Origin of the sequence: Streptomyces maremycinicus (assembly GCF_001184025.1) — a bacterium.
GTDB lineage: Bacteria > Actinomycetota > Actinomycetes > Streptomycetales > Streptomycetaceae > Streptomyces > Streptomyces maremycinicus.
The window spans coordinates 232,114-251,204 of record NZ_BBYG01000017.1 but is presented as its reverse complement, the minus strand read 5'-3'; the positions used below and the strand labels follow the sequence as shown (position 1 = coordinate 251,204).

Here is a 19,091-nt window from a genome sequence, read left to right as displayed (position 1 = left end):
TGAGGGGTAGGGGAGCGTACGCCGCTATGTACGAGATACCGAACGAGGTTACTCAGTGGTCACGGGAGTCAATCCAAGTGGCGTGCGTCACAGGCGAGTCGGGCTGTGGGCCGGCACGCGCCGCGGGGCGGGGTCACGTCCGCCCCTCCTCGTACGCGGCCACCGTGTCCTCCACGCGATGGAGCAACCCCTCGGTCCGGGCGCGGAGTTCGGTCTCCCGGGCCGGTCCGCCGTCGCCCCACCGTCCGTCCGCGAACACCACCGACCGGAGGGTCATCGCCTGCCGGAGGACCCGGGCCGAGCCCGGCGGGACCGTCGGCAGACCGGCCCGCGGGGGCGGGTCCAGCGCGATCGCCCGGTACGTCACCGGGTCCGCCGAGACCGTGGCGAACACGCGCGAGGCGTCCTCGACCCGCGTGAAACTCAGCACGGTGACCGTGACCTGCGAGCGCCGCTCGGTGTCCGTGAACAGGGCCGCCGTCGACCGGGAACACCCCTCGCCCCGGTCCACCAGCCGGGCGAGCCCGGGCGGCACGTCCCGCGCGCAGTCGACGGTGGTGGAGAGGTCGACGCGGGCGTACCGGGAGCCGTCCGCCAGCCGGACGCCCGTCGAGGGGAAGGCCTGCTCCGGCCGGATGACCGGGCGGGCGAGCAGGGAGGGCAGCGCGCCCGGGGCGCGGCTCGGGGCCGAGGAGGGGAACCCCGGGTCCACGGACGGTACGGCGGTGAGCGCCGAGGCGGTCGCGGCCCCCCTCGGGGTCGCGGGGGGAGCGGACCCGGGCCGGGTGCCGTCGTCCTCCTCCGCTATCAGCGCGGTGCCGACGGCGACGGCGACGCCGAGGGCCACGCAGGATCCTGCGGCCGCCGAGCGCCGGGCCCGCCGGCGCCGTCGTATGCGCTCCCGTTCGGGAGGGGACCCGAGTCCTTGATCACCGAAGGTCATGGCGGCGGAGGGTAGCAGTGTGCGGGGCGCCCGCTCCCGCCGCCGCGCGAATCGTTTCGCCGACCCTCGGGCCAGGCCGTCCCCTAACGGGACAACGCGTCCCGTACCGCCTCGTCGGTGCGGGCCACCAGCGCGGTGCCGTCCTCCGCCGTGATGATGGGGCGCTGGATGAGCCGGGGGTGCGTGGCGAGCGCGGTGATCCAGCGGTCGCGCGAACTCGCGTCCCGCGCCCAGTCCTTGAGGCCGAGTTCCTTGGCCTCGGCCTCCTGGGTGCGGGTGATGTCCCAGGGTTCCAGGCCGAGGCGGTCGAGCACGGCCGCGATCTCGTCCTCGCTCGGCACGTCCTCCAGATAGCGGCGGACGGTGTAGTCGGCGCCCTCGGCGTCGAGGAGGGTGAGGGCGCTGCGGCACTTGGAACAGGCGGGGTTGATCCAGATCTCCATGCGGCTCACGGTAGCCGGTCACAGGACCCGAAAGCCCTTGTGATCAGGGGCGTTTGTCAGTGGTGGGCAGTAGAATAGAAGCAGTGTTCGAGGGTTCGCCGGAGGTTCCGGACCGGGCCCTGACCGCGACAGGAGGATGCCTGTGCCCGCTGCCGCACTGAAGCCGAAGCCGCTGCCGACCCAGTCCACCGCGAAGCGATCCGTCCAGCTCGATCTGCCCTATGTACCCGTCGAGAAGCGGCCGTTGCCGCCCGGGCGACCGCGCGATTGGTACGTCACGCACAACCGTCGCCTCAAGGCGATGCGCCTCGCCATCGCCCTGCTCGACCTGGGCGTGTATATGCCGAACCAGGCCCGTAACGAGAAGATCCGCAGCACGGCGGAGCTGATCGGCGTGCACGCGCCGTCGGACACGACGTGCCACATGGTGCGGGCGCTGCTGCGGTACACGAGGTGAACCGCGCGCCGGGTGCCGTTCCTGGCGACGGCACCCGGCGTCGGCGTCCGGCCCGGTGACCCGACTCGGTGACCCGGCCCCGCGGTCCGCCTCTCAGAAGTCCCCCTCAGGACACTTCCGGCAGTCCGGCTCCCAGGAGTTCCGGCGGCCACAGGGCCGGGGGTCACCTCACCAGTTCCTTCTCCACCGGCGTGCGGAACCTCGGTGTCACCCGGGTCGCCCCCAGCCAGGACGCCAGCCGCGCCGCCTCCGCCTCGATCGCGGCCTGCGCCTCGCCGCCCCCGGCCTCGTCCCCGTCCCCGTCGGCCAGGATCCGCCATACGATCTCGCCGTCGGCCCGCTGGGCCCAACTCCCCACCACCCGACCGTTCCACCACACCGTCGGGCCCACGTTCCCGCTGTAGTCGAACAGGCCGGGGCGCAGCTCGGGGGCCAGATACCAGTCCCGGCCCTGCCAGCCCATGGCCGTCGGATCGAGGCCGGGCAGCAGGGCCGCCCAGGGTTCGCCGGGGGAGGGCACGGCGTCCACGTCGTCCTCGACGACGTACCCCGTCCCCTCGTCCAGCGTCACCGCGCGCGCCCCGATCGCGGTCAGCGCCCGGCGCACGTCCGTCACCTTCCAGCCCGTCCACCACTTCAGATCGGCCTCCGTGGCCGGCCCGCACGCCGCCAGCCAGTGCCGCAGCAGCTCCGACTGGGCGGCGACCACCGGCAGTTCGGCGTGCTCGGGAGCGAGGGCCCAGCGGAACTGGCTCGACGTCCACGAGCCCAGCGGGCGCCCCCTGACCACCTTGCCCTCCACCCCCAGCACCCTCAGCAGCCGGGTCACGACGGTGTGGACGCCCTCGTAGGGCTTCCCCGCCGCGTACACGAACTGCTCCCGCAGACGTGGCTCCTCGCGGGCCAGCTCGGCCGCGGTCGCCTGGCCGAGCCGGGCCAGCGCGGCCAGCGCCGACTCCTCGACCTCCTTCAGCCAGGCCGCGTCCGGCGCGCCGGCCTTCGCCATGTCCTTCACCAGCGTGGCCCGCTCCCGCGCGGCGACCGCCAGGCCGGTCGAGGCGTGCACGACCGCCGTCGACTCCGTCGGGAACACGAAGACGGTGTGCCGCATACCGTGCATCCGGACGAGGGACCGGTCCGCGTACAGCGCCCGGTCGGTCTCCGCCACCGTCGCCGCCGGGTCGACCAGGCGGGCGCCGATCGCCAGGTACACCGTCGCCGGGTCCGAGCCGTGCAGGGCGAGCAGCGCGTCGGCCACCGCCTCGGGTGTCGCGACCCGCGCCCGCGGGGCAAGCCGGTGCCGCAGGGCCAGCCGCGCCCGCCGCTCCGCCACGCCGATGTACCGCAGCCCGTCACCCATTACCGGCCTCCACCCGTCGTCGCCCCGCCGTCCGGCACTCGCCTGTGCCCGCATCCTCCCCGACGGCACTGACAATCGGGTCCCGGCGCCCGTGTCACCCGTTCGACTTACCCGGCATGCGGTCGGCCCCCGCCGGGCCTTCACTGCCAACAGGGGGCCGGGACGTTTCGGGCGACGGGAAGTGTCGGAGACCGGGAAGCGCCGTTGGACCGGGAGGCGGATGTGGTGCTGAGGCGACGCGGATGACCACCCCCGCCGAGCGTGGCCGGCGCGGCAAGGACGCCCGCAAACGCGTCTCCCGTTCCGCCCACGCCCTCTGGATCCCGTCCGTGGACCGGCCCGACCCGGTCGCGGTGCTGGAGCGGCAGGGCCGGGACCGGCTCCCCGAGCTGCTGCCGATCCGCTACGGGCGGATGACCGCCTCCCCGTTCGACTTCCTGCGCGGCGCGGCCGCCGTCATGGCCGCCGATCTGGCGTCGCAGCCGCACACCGGGCTGACGGTGCAGCTGTGCGGCGACGCGCACCTGCTCAACTTCGGTCTGTACGCCTCCCCGGAGCGGGGACTCCTCTTCGACCTCAACGACTTCGACGAGACGTTCCCCGGCCCCTTCGAATGGGACGTCAAACGGCTCGCCGCCTCCGTCGCCGTGGCCGCCCGTGAGAACGGCCACCCCGAGCCGAGGGTGCACCGCGCCGCCCTGGAGACCGTGGCCGCCTACCGCACCGCCGTACGCCGGCTGTCCCGGCTCGACGAACTCGCCGTCTGGTACCAGCGCATCGACGCCGAACGGCTGTTGCCCCTGCTGCGCTCCGCCCGGCATCGCGGACGCACCGAGGGCAGTCTCACCCGCGCCCGCCGTCGCACCAGCCTCCAGGCCCTCGGCAAACTCACGGAGGTCGTCGACGGCCGCCGCCGCATCATCCACGACCCACCGCTGATCGAACCCGCGGGCGCCTCCGACAGCGCCGCCCTGCGGAAGATCTTCAGCGACTACCGCTCCACCCTCACCGAGGAGCGCCGGCTGCTGTTGGACCGCTACCGCTTCGTCGACGCCGCCCGCAAGGTGGTCGGCGTCGGCAGCGTCGGCACCCGCTGCTTCATCGTGCTGCTCGCCGGGCGCGACACCGACGACCCGCTGTTCCTCCAGATCAAGGAGGCCCGCGCGTCCGTCCTGGAGGCGCATCTGCCCAGCAGCCCCTACATCCATCCCGGGCACCGGGTCGTCGCCGGGCAGCGGCTGCTCCAGGCCGCCGCGGACGTCTTCCTGGGCTGGACGACCGGGCCGCAGAGCCGCGCCTTCTACTGGCGTCAGCTGCGCGACCCCAAGGGCGCGGCCGGTGTCGCCGGGATGTCCCCGGCCGAGCTGACGGCGTACGGCCGGCTGTGCGGCACCGCCCTGGCCCGCGCCCACGCCCGGTCCGGCGACCGGATGGCCATCGCCGGCTACCTCGGCGGGGCCGACACCTTCGAACGCGCCGTCGCCGACTTCGCCCTGTCCTACGCCGACCGGACGGCCGCCGACCACGCGACCCTGGGCGCGGCGGTCGCGGCGGGCGTGGTGAGCGCGACGCCGGGCGTCTGAACACGACGGGCCGCAGAAGGGCCAGGTGAGGGGTGTGAGGCCGGGGTCCGGTGAGGAGTGTGATGTCGGGGTCCGGTGAGGAGTGTGATGTCGGGGTCCGGTGAGGAGTGTGAGGCCGGGGTCCGGTCAGGGGTGCGGGTCAGGGGTGTGAGGTCGGGGTCCGGTCAGGGGTGCGGGTCAGGGGTGTGAGGTCGGGGTCCGGTCAGGGGTGCGGGTCAGGAGAGGCCGGGGGCCGGTCAGGGGTGTGAGGCCGGGGGCCGGTGTTCGTCCGGGCCGGACAGCACGGCGGCCACGAACGCGCTCCGGTCCGCCGCGTGGTCGCGGAACCACAGGCCGAGCCGGTGTCCCGCGCCGGGCAGTTCGAACCTCGTGTACCGGGCACGGGCGGCGAGCGCGTCCTGGACCGCCTCGGTCACCTGCGGCGGGATCACCGTGTCGGTGCCCGGCACGGCGAGCACCGCCCGGCCCTCGTACGCGCGCAGCACGTCGAGCGCGGGCGCCTCCCGCCAGCTCCCGGGCCTGCGGATGATGGCGCTGAACTCCCCGTCCCCCGCGCCGAAGGGGACGTCCCACGCCCGGGCCGCGTACACCGCGGGCGCGCACAGGCCGAGGGCCGTCACCCGGTCCCGGTACAACGCGGCCAGGTCGGCCACCGTCTGTCCGCCCATGCTGAACCCGACGAGCACCAGCGTCCCGTCCGCCGGGACGTACGCGTCGATCACGGACACCGCCTGCTCGAAGCGGCGGCGCAGGCTCGACTCCCGCAGTGAGCCGGTGCTTCGGCCGTGCCCGGAGAAGTCGAGGGCGAGGGCACGGCAGCCGTGGACGGTGAACTCGCGGACGAGCGGCAGGAGTCGCTCCGTGCTGCCGTTGCCGGCGCCGTGCAGCACGACGGCGGTGACCGTTCCCGGACCACCGCCGTGCACCCCGCTGAGCCGTTCACCGTCGTGCTCGTGCGTGAAGGAGGACAGTTCGCTCATGGGCCCATTCACTCATGGGCCCCCTTCACCCCTGGGCGGGTTCCGTCCGGGCCGCCTTGATCGCCTCGCGGAGGTGCTCCTCCTCGACCTTGCTCAGCGAGGTCTGCACCAACTGGCCGCCGTACGGCGTGAGTTCCGGGATCACCTTGTCCTCGGCCGCGTGCTTGACGAGGACGAACAGGGCGGCCGCGCCGGGGCGCAGATTCTGGCCGAGGTCCTTCATGAAGTTGTCGTTGATGCCCGTGTCGGTGAACGAGCCCCCGGCCGCACCGGCGGCCGCGCCCACCGCCGCGCCGAGCAGCGGCGCCAGGAAGAGCAGCCCGATCACCCCGCCCCACACGGCACCGCCGGCCGCGCCCACCGCCGTGTGGTTCACCGCCTGGTGCAGCTTGATCCCGCCGTCGCCGCGCCGCTCGACGACGACCGCGTCCTCCAGTTCGACCAGATGCTGCTTCGACAGCTCGAACAGCTTCTCGCGCACCTGGTTGGCGGTGGCGAGGTCGTCGTAGGCGACGACGAAGAGATTGCTCATCCGGGCACCCCTTTCGGCAGGGATCGTCCTGGTAGGTCCATTCGGCCCGACTCTAGGCCCGCGGAAAAGGAGATGCACGTTGAGTGACGGACTCCGTACGCTGAAGGCACCACCCCACCCCTCTCGTCACGCACAGTCACCCGTCTCTGCCCAGGAAGGAGGTACACCATGGGCACCGTCGTTCTCTCCGGGGCCGTCGTCCTGGTGGTCCTGGGATTCGGAAACCCGCTGTACTGGCTGGCCGCGGCCGGCGTGCTGTTCCTGTACGTGCGGTACGGGCTCGACTCGTCCGGGCCGTCCGCGCCCGGCCCCGCGCCGAGCGCGGGAACCGCGCCGACGTCGTACAAGGCGTACCGCGACCGCCGGGACAAGCAGGCCAAGTGGGAGCGCCGCTACCGTCGTGAGCGCCCCCTGGAGTCCCGCCGTCAGGAGCGCGAGCGCAGCAAGTAGCACAGCGGACAAGCAGGTGAGCGGGGCATGCGGCCGTCAGGTCCGGCTAGAGGCCGGGGGCTCCCCACACCGGGAACCAACGGCCCAGGTCCTGCTCGATCCGCAGGTCGCCCGCGAGGGCGGCCCGCACCTGGAGTTCGAGTGCGCCGTCGCGCCGCTGCCCCGGACCGGGCAGCGGCGCGAACGGGTAGAACGAACCCCGTTTGTACAGATAGACGAGCGCCAGCCGACGGCCGCCCGACCCCTCCGCCCCGCCGGTCCCCTCCGCACGGCCCGGCCCACTGGTCCCCTCCGCACCGCCCGGCCCGTCGGTCCCGTCGGTCCCGTCCGTCCCGTCCATGCCGGCCGTGCCGTCCCGCCGGTCCTCGAAGCTCGCCAGCGAGCACAGCAGCTGTGGCCCGAAGCCGTTGACCTCCATCGCGCTGTTCACCGCGTGCAGGTCGTTGACCAGGAGCGGCAGCTGGTCGGAGGCGCGCTGCGAGACCAGCCAGGAGTAGCCGAACTCGTCGCGTACGAGCCGCACCGGGGGGCCGGTGCGCTCGGTGTCCGCGTCGAGCAGCGCCTGGACCTCGCGGTGCGTCTGCTCGAAGGCCGAGCCCTCGACGGTCGCGAAACACACCGCTCCCTGCCCGGTCGGCGTGAACCCGGCCGTCGCCTCCAGCGTCACGGCCGCCGAAGGCAGCGCGAACAGCCGGTCCAGGTCGGCCACGACCGGCTTGGTGCGGCCGAGCAGGATGTCCAGCAGCCCCATGATCAGCCCGCCTTCCCCGGAGCGGCCGCCTCGCCCAGCTCGGCGGAGATCCGCCCCAGCTGCTCGAGCCGCTGCTCCAGGCTCGGGTGGGTCGAGAACAGTCCCGCCACACCGGGCTCGGTGCCCAGGGCCGGCGTGAAGTAGAAGGCGTTGAAGGCCTGGACCGTCCGCAGGTCCTTCGTCGGGATACGGCCCAGGTCGCCGGAGACCTTCGTCAGCGCGGAGGCCAGCGCCGAGGGCCGGCCGGTCAGCTGCGCCGCCGCGCGGTCGGCCGCCAGCTCGCGGTACCGGGACAGGGCCCGGATGAGCAGGAAGCTGATCGCGTACACGGCCGCCGAGACACCCATCACGGCGGCGAAGACGACCGCGGCGTTCTGGTCCCGGCGCGCGCCGCCGAACACCTGCGAGTAGAACGCGAACCGCACGATCAGTCCCGCGATCACGCCCAGGAACGACGCGACCGTGATCACCGCCACGTCCTTGTGCGCGACATGCGACAGCTCGTGCGCGAGCACCCCCTCCAGCTCGGCGGGCTCCAGCCGGGCCAGCAGCCCGGTCGTCACGCACACCACCGCGTGGTCGGGGTTCCGTCCCGTCGCGAACGCGTTCGGCATGCCCATCTGCGAGACGGCGACCACCGGCTTCGGCATGTCCGCGATCGCGCACAGCCGGTCGATCACGGCGTGCAGCTCGGGATACTCCTCGCGCTCCACGACCCGGCCCCGCATCGCGAACAGCGCGACCCGGTCGGAGAACCAGTACTGCGCGCCCAGCATCGCCACCGCGACGACCGCGACCAGCACCCACGACTTCAGCAACACGATCAGCGCGGCGACGAACGCCACGTACAACAGCCCGAGCAGGAACAACGTGACCGTCATCCGCACGGTCAGCCGCCGGTCGCTCCGGAAACGGCTCTCCATCTGCCATCACCCCGCAGTCAGGCACTCGTCCCACTGCAAGTGTGCATCCGCCCATCCCCATGAACGGGCCCCGAACGGACCTGGGCGGAGCAAAGCCTTCCTGTGAACGCCCGGCGCGAGCACCGGCGGTGATCCGTCCCGGACTCAGCGCCGTACGGCCCGCGCCGCCCGCTGCCGCAGTGCGTCGTCGGGATCGTTCCGCAGCACGGTCAGGGCGCGCCGCCCGGCGGTCCCGCCCCGCTCGGTGAGCAGCCGGAACGCGGCGATCCGCACCGGCCGGGGCCGGCCCGCACCGAGCCGTTCGACGAGCCACTCCTCGGGCAGCAGCTCCGCCGAGGGCAGCACGGCCGCGGTCACCTCCCGCACCACTGCCGGTGCCGGATCGTCGAGCAACGGCAGCAACCGCCGCGCGTCGGCCGCGTCCAGCACCCGCAGCCCCGCGACGGCCCGCGCCCGCACGCGCCCGGCCGGATGCCGGACCAGCGACCACAGCAGCTCGGCGTCACCGCGCTCCCCGCACTCCGCGAGCCCGGCGACGGCACCCGGCGGCAGGGCGGGACCCCCGCGATCCGCGCACCGCTCCGGGTACCAGGACAGCGGATCGCCGCCGTGCTGCCGTACGACGTACCGCGCGCAGGCCCGCACCAGCCCCGCCCGGTCGCCCAGGAAACGCCACGGCCCGCTCCGCCCGCCCGGCCCGCCGCAACGCGGTCACCCCGGCGGAACGCACCCGCGAGGTGCGCGCGGTGAGCAGTGGTTCGAGCACGTCGTCGTGGAGCTCGTCCGTCGGGGCGGCCAGGACGGCGTCCGCACACAGGCTCTGGACGACGGCGTCGTCGTCCCGCGCGGCGACCCGGGCCGGCTCACCGGGGGAGAGCAGGCCCTCCTCGACGGCCCGCCGGTACGCGTACCGCCGTACGGAGCGATCGGAATCGGTGTACAGGGCCGTCAGGATCTCGCGAGGTGCCTCGCGCAGCAGCTTGTCGGCCAGGCCGACGGCGAACTCGCCCCGCTCCCGACGCCCGACGCGCAGGATCAGGGGCAGCAGGGCCACCGCCCGCCCGGCGTCGAGCATCTCGCCCAGCCGCAGGCGCGCCTGTTTCCGTACGGGTTCGGCCCAGTCGGCGCACCGTACGACCAGCAGCGGCAGCAGATCGGGGTGCCCGCCGATCCGCCACAGTGCCGCCGCCCGGATCCGGCCGTCCCGGTGGCACAGCGCCAGGGCGATGTGCGACTCGCTGAGCGGCCCGCCCGCGTGCAGGGCGGCGACCAGCCTGCGCCCGGCCTCGTCCCACTCCCCTTCCGGCAGGTAGTGCGCGCCCCGATGGAGCGGTCGGACGCCCGCGTCCAGGGCCGTCCAGGCGGCCGGGGCATCACGGTCCAGCGCCTCCCGCAGGGGCACTCCCCGGGCGAGCCGCACCGCCACCGCCGACCCGCCCGTGATGTCCTCCCGCATCCCTCGCACCTCAGTACTGCGCACGGAACCGCGTGTACCCCAGCAGGAGGATCACCGCGGCGACGCAGCCCAGGACGATCGTCGTCGACACCCACGACGAGCGGGGCGATGCCACCCGGTCCGGGCCGCTGCGGAAGGGGACCGGCTCGGGCGGGTTCTCCCTCCAGCGGGCGGCCAGCATCCGGGCCCGCGCCGAGGGTTCCGTGTGCGCCGCGGCGTCCGCCCACTTGAGGTCGAACTCCCGCTCCCCATCGTCCTGTTCGGACATGTCCGTCTCTCCCCCGTCACCTCTGCCGAGGTCTTCCCTTCGAACAGCAGTGCCAGAAACCATACGACGACGCCCCCGTCCCTGAGAAACAGGAAACGGGGGCGGACGAACTCAGGGACCGAACGGCCCGGGGCCGGTCACACGTCGTAGTACAGCTCGAACTCGTGCGGGTGCGGGCGGAGCTGGAGCGGGGCGATCTCGTTGGTGCGCTTGTAGTCGATCCACGTCTCGATCAGGTCGGACGTGAAGACGTCGCCGGCGAGCAGGAACTCGTGGTCCGCCTCGAGGCGGTCGAGGACGGCCGGGAGCGAGGTCGGGACCTGCGCGACGCCCGCGTGCTCCTCGGGGGCCAGCTCGTAGAGGTCCTTGTCGATCGGCTCGGCCGGCTCGATCTTGTTCTTGATGCCGTCCAGGCCCGCGAGCAGCAGGGCGGAGAACGCCAGGTACGGGTTGCCGGAGGAGTCGGGCGCGCGGAACTCGACGCGCTTGGCCTTCGGGTTGGAGCCCGTGATCGGGATACGCATGGCGGCGGAGCGGTTGCGCTGCGAGTACACCAGGTTGACCGGGGCCTCGAAGCCCGGGACCAGACGGTGGTAGGAGTTCACCGTCGGGTTGGTGAAGGCCAGCAGCGACGGGGCGTGCTTGAGGATGCCGCCGATGTAGTAGCGGGCCATGTCCGACAGGCCCGCGTAGCCGGCCTCGTCGTAGAACAGCGGGGAGCCGCCGGTCCACAGGGACTGGTGGACGTGCATGCCCGAGCCGTTGTCGCCGAAGATCGGCTTCGGCATGAAGGTCGCGGTCTTGCCGTTGCGCCAGGCGACGTTCTTCACGATGTACTTGAAGAGCTGGAGGTCGTCGGCCGCGGCGAGCAGCGTGTTGAACTTGTAGTTGATCTCGGCCTGGCCGGCGGTGCCCACCTCGTGGTGCTGACGCTCGACCTGGAGGCCGGACGCGGCCAGCTCCAGGGAGATCTCCGCACGCAGGTCGGCGAAGTGGTCGACCGGCGGGGTCGGGAAGTAGCCGCCCTTGTAGCGGACCTTGTAACCGCGGTTGTTCTCGAGCGCACCGGTGTTCCAGGCGCCGGCCTCGGAGTCGATGTGGTAGAACGACTCGTTCGCGGAGGTCTGGAAGCGCACGCTGTCGAAGACGTAGAACTCGGCCTCGGGGCCGAAGTACGCGGTGTCGGCGATACCGGTCGACGCCAGGTAGGCCTCCGCCTTCTTCGCCACGTTGCGCGGGTCACGGGAGTACTGCTCGCCCGTGATCGGGTCATGGATGAAGAAGTTGATGTTCAGCGTCTTGTCGCGGCGGAAGGGGTCCACGCGCGAGGTCGACAGGTCGGCGCGCAGCGCCATGTCGGACTCGTGGATGGCCTGGAAACCGCGGATCGACGAGCCGTCGAAGGCCAGCTCCTCGTCCGGGTCGAACGCCTCGACCGGCAGCGTGAAGTGCTGCATGACGCCCGGCAGGTCACAGAAGCGGACGTCGACGAACTTGACGTCCTCGTCCGCGATGAACTTCTTGGCCTCGTCGGCGTTCTGGAACATCCAGCTCCTCCTACTCCCGGCCGTCGAGCCGGGGTGGTAGTTCGTTCGTGCGGCCAGTGCGGTGGCACACGCTGACATCGACCCTAGGGACGGGTGATTTCTCGGGCGTGACCCATTTGTTTCGCACAAGTTAACCGGAGCCTGCCCGGTGTACCCCACCTGTCCGTATCGCGAAACGGGCGCAGTACCGTGGTCGGGTGGACAACAGGGATGCAATCGGCTCGTGGCTCTCGGGACCCCGCGCGGCCGCCGAGGAAGCCGGTGTCGACTTCGGATACAGGGGCGAGCAGCTCGGTCTGCCGGAGCACGGGCCCGGCTCCATCGCCCGTCCGGGCCGGCGGCTCGGTGCGCTGGCCGTGGACTGGGGCTTCGGCGTCCTGATCGCATACAGCTTGATCACGGACGGCTATCGCCCGGCGACGAGCAACTGGGCCCTGCTCGTCTTCTTCGTGCTGAGCGTCCTGACGGTCGGCACGGTCGGCTCCACCCCGGGCAAACGCCTGTTCGGCCTGCGGGTGGTGTCCGTCGAGACCGGCACCGTCAGCCCGCTGCGTGCCGTGGCGCGCACGGTGCTGCTCTGCCTGGCCGTCCCGGCCCTGGTCTGGGACCGCGACGGCCGCGGCCTGCACGACCGCCTGGCCCGCACGGTGGAAGTGCGGATCTAGGGTCCGGCCGACGTAGGACGAGGGGCGCACGTACGGCGAAGGCGGTCGTACGACGAAGGGGGCGCCCGGAGTGATCCGGGCGCCCCCTTCGTGACGTGGGGAAGGCGACTCAGCGGGCCTTGCCGCCGCCCTTCGGCAGGCGCATGCCCTTCGGCATCGGGCCCTTCGGCAGCGGCATGTTGCTCATCAGGTCGCCCATGGCGCGCAGCCGGTCGTTGGTGGCCGTCACCTGCGGGCCGGCCAGGACCCGCGGGTACTTCAGCAGGGTGGTGCGCAGCTTCTTCAGCGGCACCTGGCCCTCGCCCGTACCGACGATCACATCGTGTACCGGCACGTCCGCGACGATGCGGTTCATCTTCTTCTTCTCGGCGGCCAGCAGGCTCTTCACCCGGTTCGGGTTGCCCTCGGCGACCAGGACGATGCCGGCCTTGCCGACGGCCCGGTGCACCACGTCCTGGCTGCGGTTCATCGCCACCGCGGGGGTCGTCGTCCAGCCCCGGCCGATGTTGTCGAGGACGGCCGCGGCAGCGCCCGGCTGGCCCTCCATCTGGCCGAAGGCGGCCCGCTCGGCCCGGCGCCCGAACACGATCGCCGTCGCGAGGAAGGCGAGCAGGAAGCCCAGGATGCCCAGGTAGACCGGGTGGCCGATCAGGAAACCGATCGCGAGAAAGACGCCGAAGGTGATGAGGAAGACACCCGCGAGCACAAAACCGATCGTCTTGTCGGCCTTGCGGGTCATCTTGAACGTCAGGGCGATCTGCTTCAGTCGCCCGGGGTTAGCGGCGTCCGCCGCGCTGTCACTTCTCGCCATGCCACGAAGTCTACGTGGCCTCGGAAGTGCCTACGACGGCAGGAGGGGGAGGTGTGGGGAGTGCGGGGAGGGGGTGGGTCAGGGGCGGCCGGAGGTGACCGCTTCGAGGACGCGCTGCGCCTCGACCCGGTCCTTGGCGCGACGGCGGTCCTCGAGGACGGAGGTCCAGGCGTTGCGACGGGCGGTGCGCTGGCCGCTGCTCATGAGCAGCGACTCGACGGCGCGCAGTGCGGTGCTGAAGGTCGGGATCGCGGTGGCGCGAACGGGCGCGGCCTGCATGGTGGGTGTCCCCCTCGGACGGCTTCGGGTACGGGGCAGGGCTGGGCGGTGCGGGAAAGCGTGGTGCCGGAAGGCGTGCTGCACGTGACGTGATACCAGCGTCACTGTTTGGTGTTACCAGGGCGTGACCGACCGGTCAAACACGAATGAAGCCTTGATGCGCAGGGCCGAAACGCTGACGCGACCCCGGCGTACGCCCTCATCTGCGAGGACGGCCGGGGCCGCGTCATATCGGTCACTACTGGCGGGTAATACCTTGTGCGCGAGTTCACACAGTCGGCCTGCGGCCGTACGGCGCAAGGGGGCTGACGTCGCGTCAGACGGCCTGCGAGGCGATGAACGCGCCGCGCTTCTCGACGGCCATCTGGTACAGGCGCCCGGCACGGTAGGAGGACCGTACCAGCGGGCCCGACATCACGCCGGAGAAGCCGATCTGGTCGGCCTCCTCCTTCAGCTCCACGAACTCGTGCGGCTTGACCCAGCGCTCCACCGGGTGGTGCCGCACGGAGGGCCGCAGGTACTGCGTGATGGTGACCAGCTCGCAGCCGGCCTCGTGCAGCTGCCGAAGCGCCTCGCTGACCTCCTCGCGCGTCTCGCCCATGCCGAGGATCAGGTTCGACTTGGTGACGAGCCCGTAGTCGCGGGCCGCCGTGATGACGCCCAGCGAGCGCTCGTAACGGAAGCCGGGCCGGATCCGCTTGAAGATCCGCGGGACGGTCTCCACGTTGTGCGCGAAGACCTCGGGCCGGGAGGAGAAGACCTCCGCCAGCTGCTCCGGAACGGCGTTGAAGTCGGGGGCGAGCAGTTCGACCTTGGTGCGCCCGGCCTCCCGCTCGGCGGTCTGCGCGTGGATCTGCCGGACGGTCTCGGCGTAGAGCCACGCCCCACCGTCCGCCAGGTCGTCGCGGGCGACGCCGGTGATGGTGGCGTAGTTCAGGTCCATCGTGACGACGGACTCACCGACGCGCCGCGGCTCGTCCCGGTCCAGCGCCTCGGGCTTGCCGGTGTCGATCTGGCAGAAGTCGCAGCGCCGCGTGCACTGGTCGCCACCGATCAGGAAGGTGGCCTCGCGGTCTTCCCAGCACTCGTAGATGTTGGGGCAGCCGGCTTCCTGGCACACGGTGTGCAGGCCCTCGCTCTTCACGAGGTTCTGCATCTTGGTGTACTCGGGACCCATTTTCGCCCGGGTCTTGATCCAATCGGGCTTGCGCTCGATGGGGGTCTGGCTGTTGCGGACCTCCAGGCGCAGCATCTTGCGTCCGTCGGGTGCGACTGCGGACACGTCGGCTCCCTGCCTGTCTGCGTAGACTTTCGATTCTTCGGCGTACACCAGGGTACGCCCGTGTTTACCGGGTTCTGCTGTGAGGCCAACCTCAGGGGCTGGGGGCGCATTCCCGGTCAGGCGGTCGCCTTCTCGATCTCCCGCGGCTTCGGTTCCGCGTTCTCGAGGACGTCCTTCAGGTGCCGCTCCACGACCGGCAGCACCTCGTCGATCGTGATCTCCCGGCCCAGCTCGTCGGCCAGCGAGGCGACCCCCGCGTCCCGGATCCCGCACGGGATGATCCGGTCGAACCACTTGTTGTCCGGGTTCACGTTGAGCGCGAAGCCGTGCATCGTGACGCCCTTGGCGACCCGGATGCCGATCGCCGCGATCTTGCGGTCCTCGCGCCGCTGGCCCGCGTTCGAGGGGGCGTACTCCGGCCCGTTCAGCCGCGGATCGAACTCCTCGTCGGTGAGCCGGGGGTCGAAGTCCAGCGACAGGCCGCCGAGCGACGGACGCCGCTCCACCGGGTCGCCGAGCACCCACACCCCGCTGCGGCCCTCCACCCGGGAGGTCTCGAGCCCGAACTCCGCGCACGTGCGGATGAGGGCGTCCTCCAGGCGTCGCACATGGGCCACGACGTCCACCGGCCGCGGCAGCTTCAGGATCGGGTACCCCACGAGCTGGCCCGGCCCGTGCCAGGTGATCTTGCCGCCGCGGTCCACGTCCACGACGGGGGTGCCGTCCAGCGGGCGCTCGTCGTCGGTGGTGCGCCGGCCCGCGGTGTACACCGGCGGGTGCTCCAGGAGCAGCACGGTGTCCGGGACCTCGTCGGTGAACCGTGCCGCGTGCACGCGGCGTTGCTCGTCCCACGCCTCCCGGTACTCGACGGCGTCCCCGCCGAACCCCATCCGCACGAACCGCAGCTCGCTCACGGCAAGCGCCTCCCTGGAAAGTCGTCAGGCGCGTCGAGCGCCCAAGCCACTGTACGTCCGCGCGCTTCGCGTCAGCCCTGGGGTCAATCCTCACACGATCGGATGAATGAACGTCGATATGTGCGACCGGCTGCTTACGCTCCGCTACATTCGCGCCGTTCACGAGGCCAAAAGGGCTGCTCACAGCAGCAGGGCACTTCATCCGGGCACGTCAAAGGCCCGGGAGGCAGGAGACCGCACCGCAGATGACGGAACGACCCGCGCAGCGCACGCCCAACCGCCAGCTAGCCGCGCTCATCGCAGAAGCGGGCTTCTCCAACGCGGGACTGGCCCGTCGTGTCGATCAGCTCGGTCTCGAGCACGGGCTGGACCTCAGATACGACAAGACGTCCGTCACCCGGTGGCTGCGTGGGCAGCAGCCCCGGGGCACCACCCCCGCGCTCATCGCCGAGGTCTTCACCCGGCGCCTGGGCCGTCGCCTCACCGCCCAGGACCTCGGCCTGGACGCCTGCGCCCCCGTCTACGCGGGTCTGGAGTTCGCCGGCACCCCCGAGGAGGCCATCGACATCGTCGGCGGCCTGTGGCGCAAGGACTCCGGCAGCCACGCCGAGCTCCGCAAGATCGCCTTCACCCCGGCGGGACTGGTCGTACCCAGCCGTGACTGGCTGATCGGACGGGCCGACGAGAAGGTGGCCCGCAGCGAGCCCACCGCCCGGGTGCCCGTCCAGGGTCGCTCGGCGCCCCGGCCCGCCGCGCCCCAGCAGCCCGCCTCCGCGCCGCTCGTGGCAGCGCCGGCCCAGCTGCTGCCGGGGCCGGCGGCCGTCCCCCGGCAGCGCGGCCAGGGCGGGGACCGGGGAGGTGACCGGGGCCTCGGCCAGCGGGTCACCGGCGGTGACATCTCCGCGCTGCGCTCGGTGGGCGAACTCTTCCGCACCCTCGACGACCGGTACGGCGGCGGCCACGCCCGCCAGGCCCTCGTGCGCTACCTGGAGCACGAGTGCGAGCCGATGCTGCGGGGCGCCTACAGCGAGCAGACCGGCCGCCGGCTGTTCGGCGCGGCCGCCGACCTGACCCGCCTCGCGGGCTGGACCTCCTTCGACATCGCCGCGCACGGCCTGGCCCAGCGCTACTTCGTCCAGGCCCTGCGCCTCTCCCAGGCGGCCGGCGACCGGGCGTACGGCTCCTTCGTCCTCGTCACCATGAGCCGCCAGGCCGTCTATCTCGGCCACGGGCGCGAGGCCGTGCAGCTCGCGCGGGTGGCCCAGCAGGGGGTCGGCACGGGCGCCCCGGCCGTCGTGCAGGCGCTGCTGCACTCGGCGGAGGCGCGCGGGCACGGGGTGCTCGGCGAGGTGCGTGCCTCGACCGCCGCCCTGGTCCGGGCCGAACGCGCGCTGGAGGCGGCCAAGTCCGGCGACGAGGTGCCGCACTGGGCGCGCTTCTTCGACGAGGCGCAGCTCGCCGACGAGTTCGGGCACTGCCACCGCGACCTCCAGCAGTTCCGGGCGGCGGCCCAGCACGCCGAACGCTCCCTCCAGCTGCGGCCCGCCGCGCACGCCCGCAGCCGGGTGTTCTGTCGGGTCGTCCTCGCCTCAGCCCGGCTCGGCCTCGGGGAGCTCGACCAGGCCTGCCAGCTGGCGGCGGAGGCGGCCGGGCAGGCCGCGGAGATGCGGTCCGTACGGGCCCTGGAGTACGTCCGGGACTTCGAGCGCAGGCTGGAGCCGTACAAGGACGCGGCCCCGGCCCGCACCTACCGCGACAAGGTCTCGGCCCTGGGCTGAGACCTCCGCCCCGGCCGGGGCCGCCCCCCGGACCCGGCCTGTGCCCACCACCTGTCCCGGTCGGGCACTTCGGCCCGTCCGGCGATCGAGTACGAGGCCCGTTCAGGGCCGAAGGGGTCCGGGGGCGGAGGGCTCCGGTCGCGGAACCCCCGGGGGCGGGCGGTCAGGCCGCCGCCTGCTCCTGGCGGGCCCTCGGGGCCGGATCGGCGGCGTGCAGGGAACCGGCGGCGCCGAGATCGGAGACGATCGCCGCCGCGGCCCGGTGCGCCGAGTGCAGCGCGCCCTGCACGGTGCTGGTGTCCCGGTGGTCCCCGCACACGTACAGGCCGGCCAGCAACCGCACCGCCCGCCGCAGATCGTGCGGCGCCCGCATCGCCGGGACGGCCTCGGCGGTGTGATGCACGGCCAGCGTCTCCCAGCGCGCGGTCGAGGTGCCGTACAGCCGGGACAGATGCACGCGGACGGCGGTGTCGACGCCCGGCGGCGGAGTGCCGAGGACCGTGGTGGAGATCAGCGCGCGTCCCGCGGGCGCGCGGGCGGGGTCGACCCGGCTGACCACGGCCGTGTGCGCGACCGGCCCGCCCCGGTCGGCGTCGAGGAGCAGCGACGCACCGGTCTCGGGCGGGTCGTCCGTCGTGTGGTGGACGACCGTCACGGGATGGAAGTCGGGCACCCGCAGCCCGGGCAGCAGCTCCGCCGCGGTGCGCGCGTCGGTGGCGACCAGCACGGCACGGCAGCGGAACTCGCCGTGCTCGGCGGTGGTCACCGAGGTCGTGGAGACCGAGGTGACCCGCACTCCCGTGTGCACGGTGCCCGGCGGCAGCGTCCGCGCGAGCAGCTCGGGCAGCACCTCGGCCCCGCCCTCCGGCAGGGACAGTCGGCCGGCCGCGAAGGCGCGCAGCGCCAGGTCCGCGCACCGGCTGGAGGTGGTGAGGTCCGGGTCGCAGAGCAGCGCGGCGAGCAGCGGACGCAGGAAGCCGTCGATCGTGCGGGCGGGCAGCCCGCGGGCGGCGAGGGCCTGGGCGGCCGGCGCCTCCGGGCGGCGCATCAGCCGTTCGGCGGGGGTGACCGCGAGCCGGGTGAGCGCGGCGCCCAGCCGGGCCTGGTCCACGGCGGTGCCCAGCGGCGCGCCCGCCCGGACCCTGGGCGGCGGCGCCGGCCGCACCTGCGCGGCCGGGGAGCCGCCGGCGCGCGGCCTGGGCAGCGCGCCGGGCCGGGGAACGCTCGCCAGGGCGCGTACGGCGTGCAATGCGCCCCTTGCGCTCCCCGCGCCCGCCTGCGCGCCCGCGCGGTGATGGCGCCCGTCGCTGTGCAGCAGCACCCCCGGCGCGAACGGACGCAGGGTGAGCGCGTCCAGCCCCGGTGTCAGGGCCAGTTCCGGATAGGCCGTGGACAGCAGCTGTCCGATCCGGTCGAGCCGGAACCCGTCGACCTTCTCCGTCGACATGCGGCCGCCGACGCACTGGGCGGCCTCCAGGACTGCGGTCGTTACTCCTGCGCTGGCCAGTCGGTGCGCGGCGGAGAGTCCGGCGACTCCGGCTCCCACCACGACGACGTCTGCCTGGTACGCGGGCTCAAGCACGTGCCCCTCCTCGAGGTTGCGCGGCCGGTGGAGACGTCATGCCCCCAACAGCCGTCCCGGATACCCGAGTTCGGGTCGAGGTTAGGG

General features: G+C 72.8%; 21 protein-coding genes. 5 read left to right on the top strand and 16 right to left on the bottom strand.

The window, feature by feature from the left end; genetic code table 11:
* Window positions 1–133: 133 nt before the first annotated feature.
* Together AOQ37_RS26625 and AOQ37_RS26620 are read right to left on the bottom strand one after the other, a co-directional pair.
* On the bottom strand, window positions 134–847 hold the full coding sequence (locus AOQ37_RS26625; RefSeq protein WP_062647633.1) for a hypothetical protein: 714 nt from the start codon (window positions 845–847) through the stop codon (window positions 134–136).
* Between the two features lie 179 nt (window positions 848–1,026).
* The gene (locus AOQ37_RS26620; protein ID WP_062647631.1) at window positions 1,027–1,386 is read right to left on the bottom strand and encodes an arsenate reductase family protein; all 360 of its coding nucleotides are present in this window, start codon (window positions 1,384–1,386) and stop codon (window positions 1,027–1,029) included.
* A 142-nt stretch (window positions 1,387–1,528) separates the two neighbouring features.
* On the opposite strand from AOQ37_RS26620, the gene AOQ37_RS26615 reads away from it, so the two are divergent.
* The gene (locus AOQ37_RS26615; protein ID WP_062647629.1) at window positions 1,529–1,843 is read left to right on the top strand and encodes a hypothetical protein; all 315 of its coding nucleotides are present in this window, start codon (window positions 1,529–1,531) and stop codon (window positions 1,841–1,843) included.
* Between the two features lie 163 nt (window positions 1,844–2,006).
* Here the strand turns inward: AOQ37_RS26615 and AOQ37_RS26610 are convergent, their stop codons facing one another.
* Window positions 2,007–3,203 carry a winged helix DNA-binding domain-containing protein gene (locus AOQ37_RS26610; RefSeq protein ID WP_062647627.1) on the bottom strand — a complete coding sequence of 399 codons (1,197 nt, stop codon included), beginning with the start codon at window positions 3,201–3,203 and terminating at the stop codon, window positions 2,007–2,009.
* A gap of 242 nt (window positions 3,204–3,445) precedes the next feature.
* On the opposite strand from AOQ37_RS26610, the gene AOQ37_RS26605 reads away from it, so the two are divergent.
* A complete protein-coding gene (locus AOQ37_RS26605; RefSeq protein ID WP_062647625.1) occupies window positions 3,446–4,786 on the top strand; it encodes a DUF2252 domain-containing protein in 1,341 nt (446 codons plus the stop codon).
* A 236-nt stretch (window positions 4,787–5,022) separates the two neighbouring features.
* On the opposite strand, the gene AOQ37_RS26600 is transcribed toward AOQ37_RS26605, so the two are convergent.
* A complete protein-coding gene (locus AOQ37_RS26600; protein ID WP_062647622.1) occupies window positions 5,023–5,766 on the bottom strand; it encodes an alpha/beta hydrolase in 744 nt (247 codons plus the stop codon).
* Window positions 5,767–5,791: 25 nt separating this feature from the next.
* A complete protein-coding gene (locus AOQ37_RS26595) occupies window positions 5,792–6,298 on the bottom strand; it encodes a DUF1269 domain-containing protein (protein WP_062647620.1) in 507 nt (168 codons plus the stop codon).
* 168 nt (window positions 6,299–6,466) lie between these two features.
* On the opposite strand from AOQ37_RS26595, the gene AOQ37_RS26590 reads away from it, so the two are divergent.
* Entirely contained in the window at window positions 6,467–6,748 is a 282-nt protein-coding gene (locus tag AOQ37_RS26590; protein WP_062647617.1) for a hypothetical protein, read from the top strand.
* 46 nt (window positions 6,749–6,794) lie between these two features.
* On the opposite strand, the gene pspAB is transcribed toward AOQ37_RS26590, so the two are convergent.
* The 6 genes from pspAB to glnA all read right to left on the bottom strand — a co-directional run bounded on the left by pspAB (window position 6,795) and on the right by glnA (window position 11,693).
* Complete coding sequence (pspAB, locus tag AOQ37_RS26585) at window positions 6,795–7,499, bottom strand: PspA-associated protein PspAB (RefSeq protein WP_062647615.1); 705 nt, start codon at window positions 7,497–7,499, stop codon at window positions 6,795–6,797.
* A 2-nt stretch (window positions 7,500–7,501) separates the two neighbouring features.
* Window positions 7,502–8,422, bottom strand: a complete 921-nt coding sequence (gene htpX, locus AOQ37_RS26580) for a zinc metalloprotease HtpX (RefSeq protein ID WP_062647613.1) — start codon at window positions 8,420–8,422, stop codon at window positions 7,502–7,504.
* Window positions 8,423–8,566: 144 nt separating this feature from the next.
* Window positions 8,567–8,881: a hypothetical protein gene (locus AOQ37_RS42020; protein ID WP_306305219.1), complete on the bottom strand. Its 315-nt coding sequence runs from the start codon at window positions 8,879–8,881 to the stop codon at window positions 8,567–8,569.
* A gap of 43 nt (window positions 8,882–8,924) precedes the next feature.
* Window positions 8,925–9,878 carry a hypothetical protein gene (locus tag AOQ37_RS26575; RefSeq protein ID WP_306305218.1) on the bottom strand — a complete coding sequence of 318 codons (954 nt, stop codon included), beginning with the start codon at window positions 9,876–9,878 and terminating at the stop codon, window positions 8,925–8,927.
* Between the two features lie 10 nt (window positions 9,879–9,888).
* The gene (locus AOQ37_RS26570) at window positions 9,889–10,146 is read right to left on the bottom strand and encodes an SCO2583/SCO2584 N-terminal domain-containing protein (protein WP_062647611.1); all 258 of its coding nucleotides are present in this window, start codon (window positions 10,144–10,146) and stop codon (window positions 9,889–9,891) included.
* A gap of 137 nt (window positions 10,147–10,283) precedes the next feature.
* Complete coding sequence (gene glnA, locus AOQ37_RS26565; protein WP_020126711.1) at window positions 10,284–11,693, bottom strand: type I glutamate--ammonia ligase; 1,410 nt, start codon at window positions 11,691–11,693, stop codon at window positions 10,284–10,286.
* A gap of 197 nt (window positions 11,694–11,890) precedes the next feature.
* On the opposite strand from glnA, the gene AOQ37_RS26560 reads away from it, so the two are divergent.
* Entirely contained in the window at window positions 11,891–12,358 is a 468-nt protein-coding gene (locus AOQ37_RS26560; protein ID WP_062647609.1) for an RDD family protein, read from the top strand.
* 109 nt (window positions 12,359–12,467) lie between these two features.
* On the opposite strand, the gene AOQ37_RS26555 is transcribed toward AOQ37_RS26560, so the two are convergent.
* The 4 genes from AOQ37_RS26555 to lipB all read right to left on the bottom strand — a co-directional run bounded on the left by AOQ37_RS26555 (window position 12,468) and on the right by lipB (window position 15,644).
* Complete coding sequence (locus AOQ37_RS26555; protein ID WP_062647607.1) at window positions 12,468–13,169, bottom strand: DUF4191 domain-containing protein; 702 nt, start codon at window positions 13,167–13,169, stop codon at window positions 12,468–12,470.
* Between the two features lie 78 nt (window positions 13,170–13,247).
* Window positions 13,248–13,448 (bottom strand): SCO2195 family GlnR-regulated protein, encoded by a 201-nt coding sequence (locus AOQ37_RS26550; RefSeq protein WP_062647604.1) that lies wholly within the window; start codon window positions 13,446–13,448, stop codon window positions 13,248–13,250.
* A 316-nt stretch (window positions 13,449–13,764) separates the two neighbouring features.
* Window positions 13,765–14,730 carry a lipoyl synthase gene (gene lipA, locus AOQ37_RS26545; protein WP_062647602.1) on the bottom strand — a complete coding sequence of 322 codons (966 nt, stop codon included), beginning with the start codon at window positions 14,728–14,730 and terminating at the stop codon, window positions 13,765–13,767.
* Between the two features lie 116 nt (window positions 14,731–14,846).
* Complete coding sequence (gene lipB / locus AOQ37_RS26540) at window positions 14,847–15,644, bottom strand: lipoyl(octanoyl) transferase LipB (protein ID WP_062647600.1); 798 nt, start codon at window positions 15,642–15,644, stop codon at window positions 14,847–14,849.
* A 245-nt stretch (window positions 15,645–15,889) separates the two neighbouring features.
* Between lipB and AOQ37_RS26535 the strand changes: the two genes are divergently transcribed.
* On the top strand, window positions 15,890–17,422 hold the full coding sequence (locus AOQ37_RS26535; protein WP_062647598.1) for an NsdA family TPR-like regulatory protein: 1,533 nt from the start codon (window positions 15,890–15,892) through the stop codon (window positions 17,420–17,422).
* Between the two features lie 163 nt (window positions 17,423–17,585).
* On the opposite strand, the gene AOQ37_RS26530 is transcribed toward AOQ37_RS26535, so the two are convergent.
* Complete coding sequence (locus AOQ37_RS26530) at window positions 17,586–19,004, bottom strand: NAD(P)/FAD-dependent oxidoreductase (protein ID WP_062647596.1); 1,419 nt, start codon at window positions 19,002–19,004, stop codon at window positions 17,586–17,588.
* Window positions 19,005–19,091: the final 87 nt, after the last annotated feature.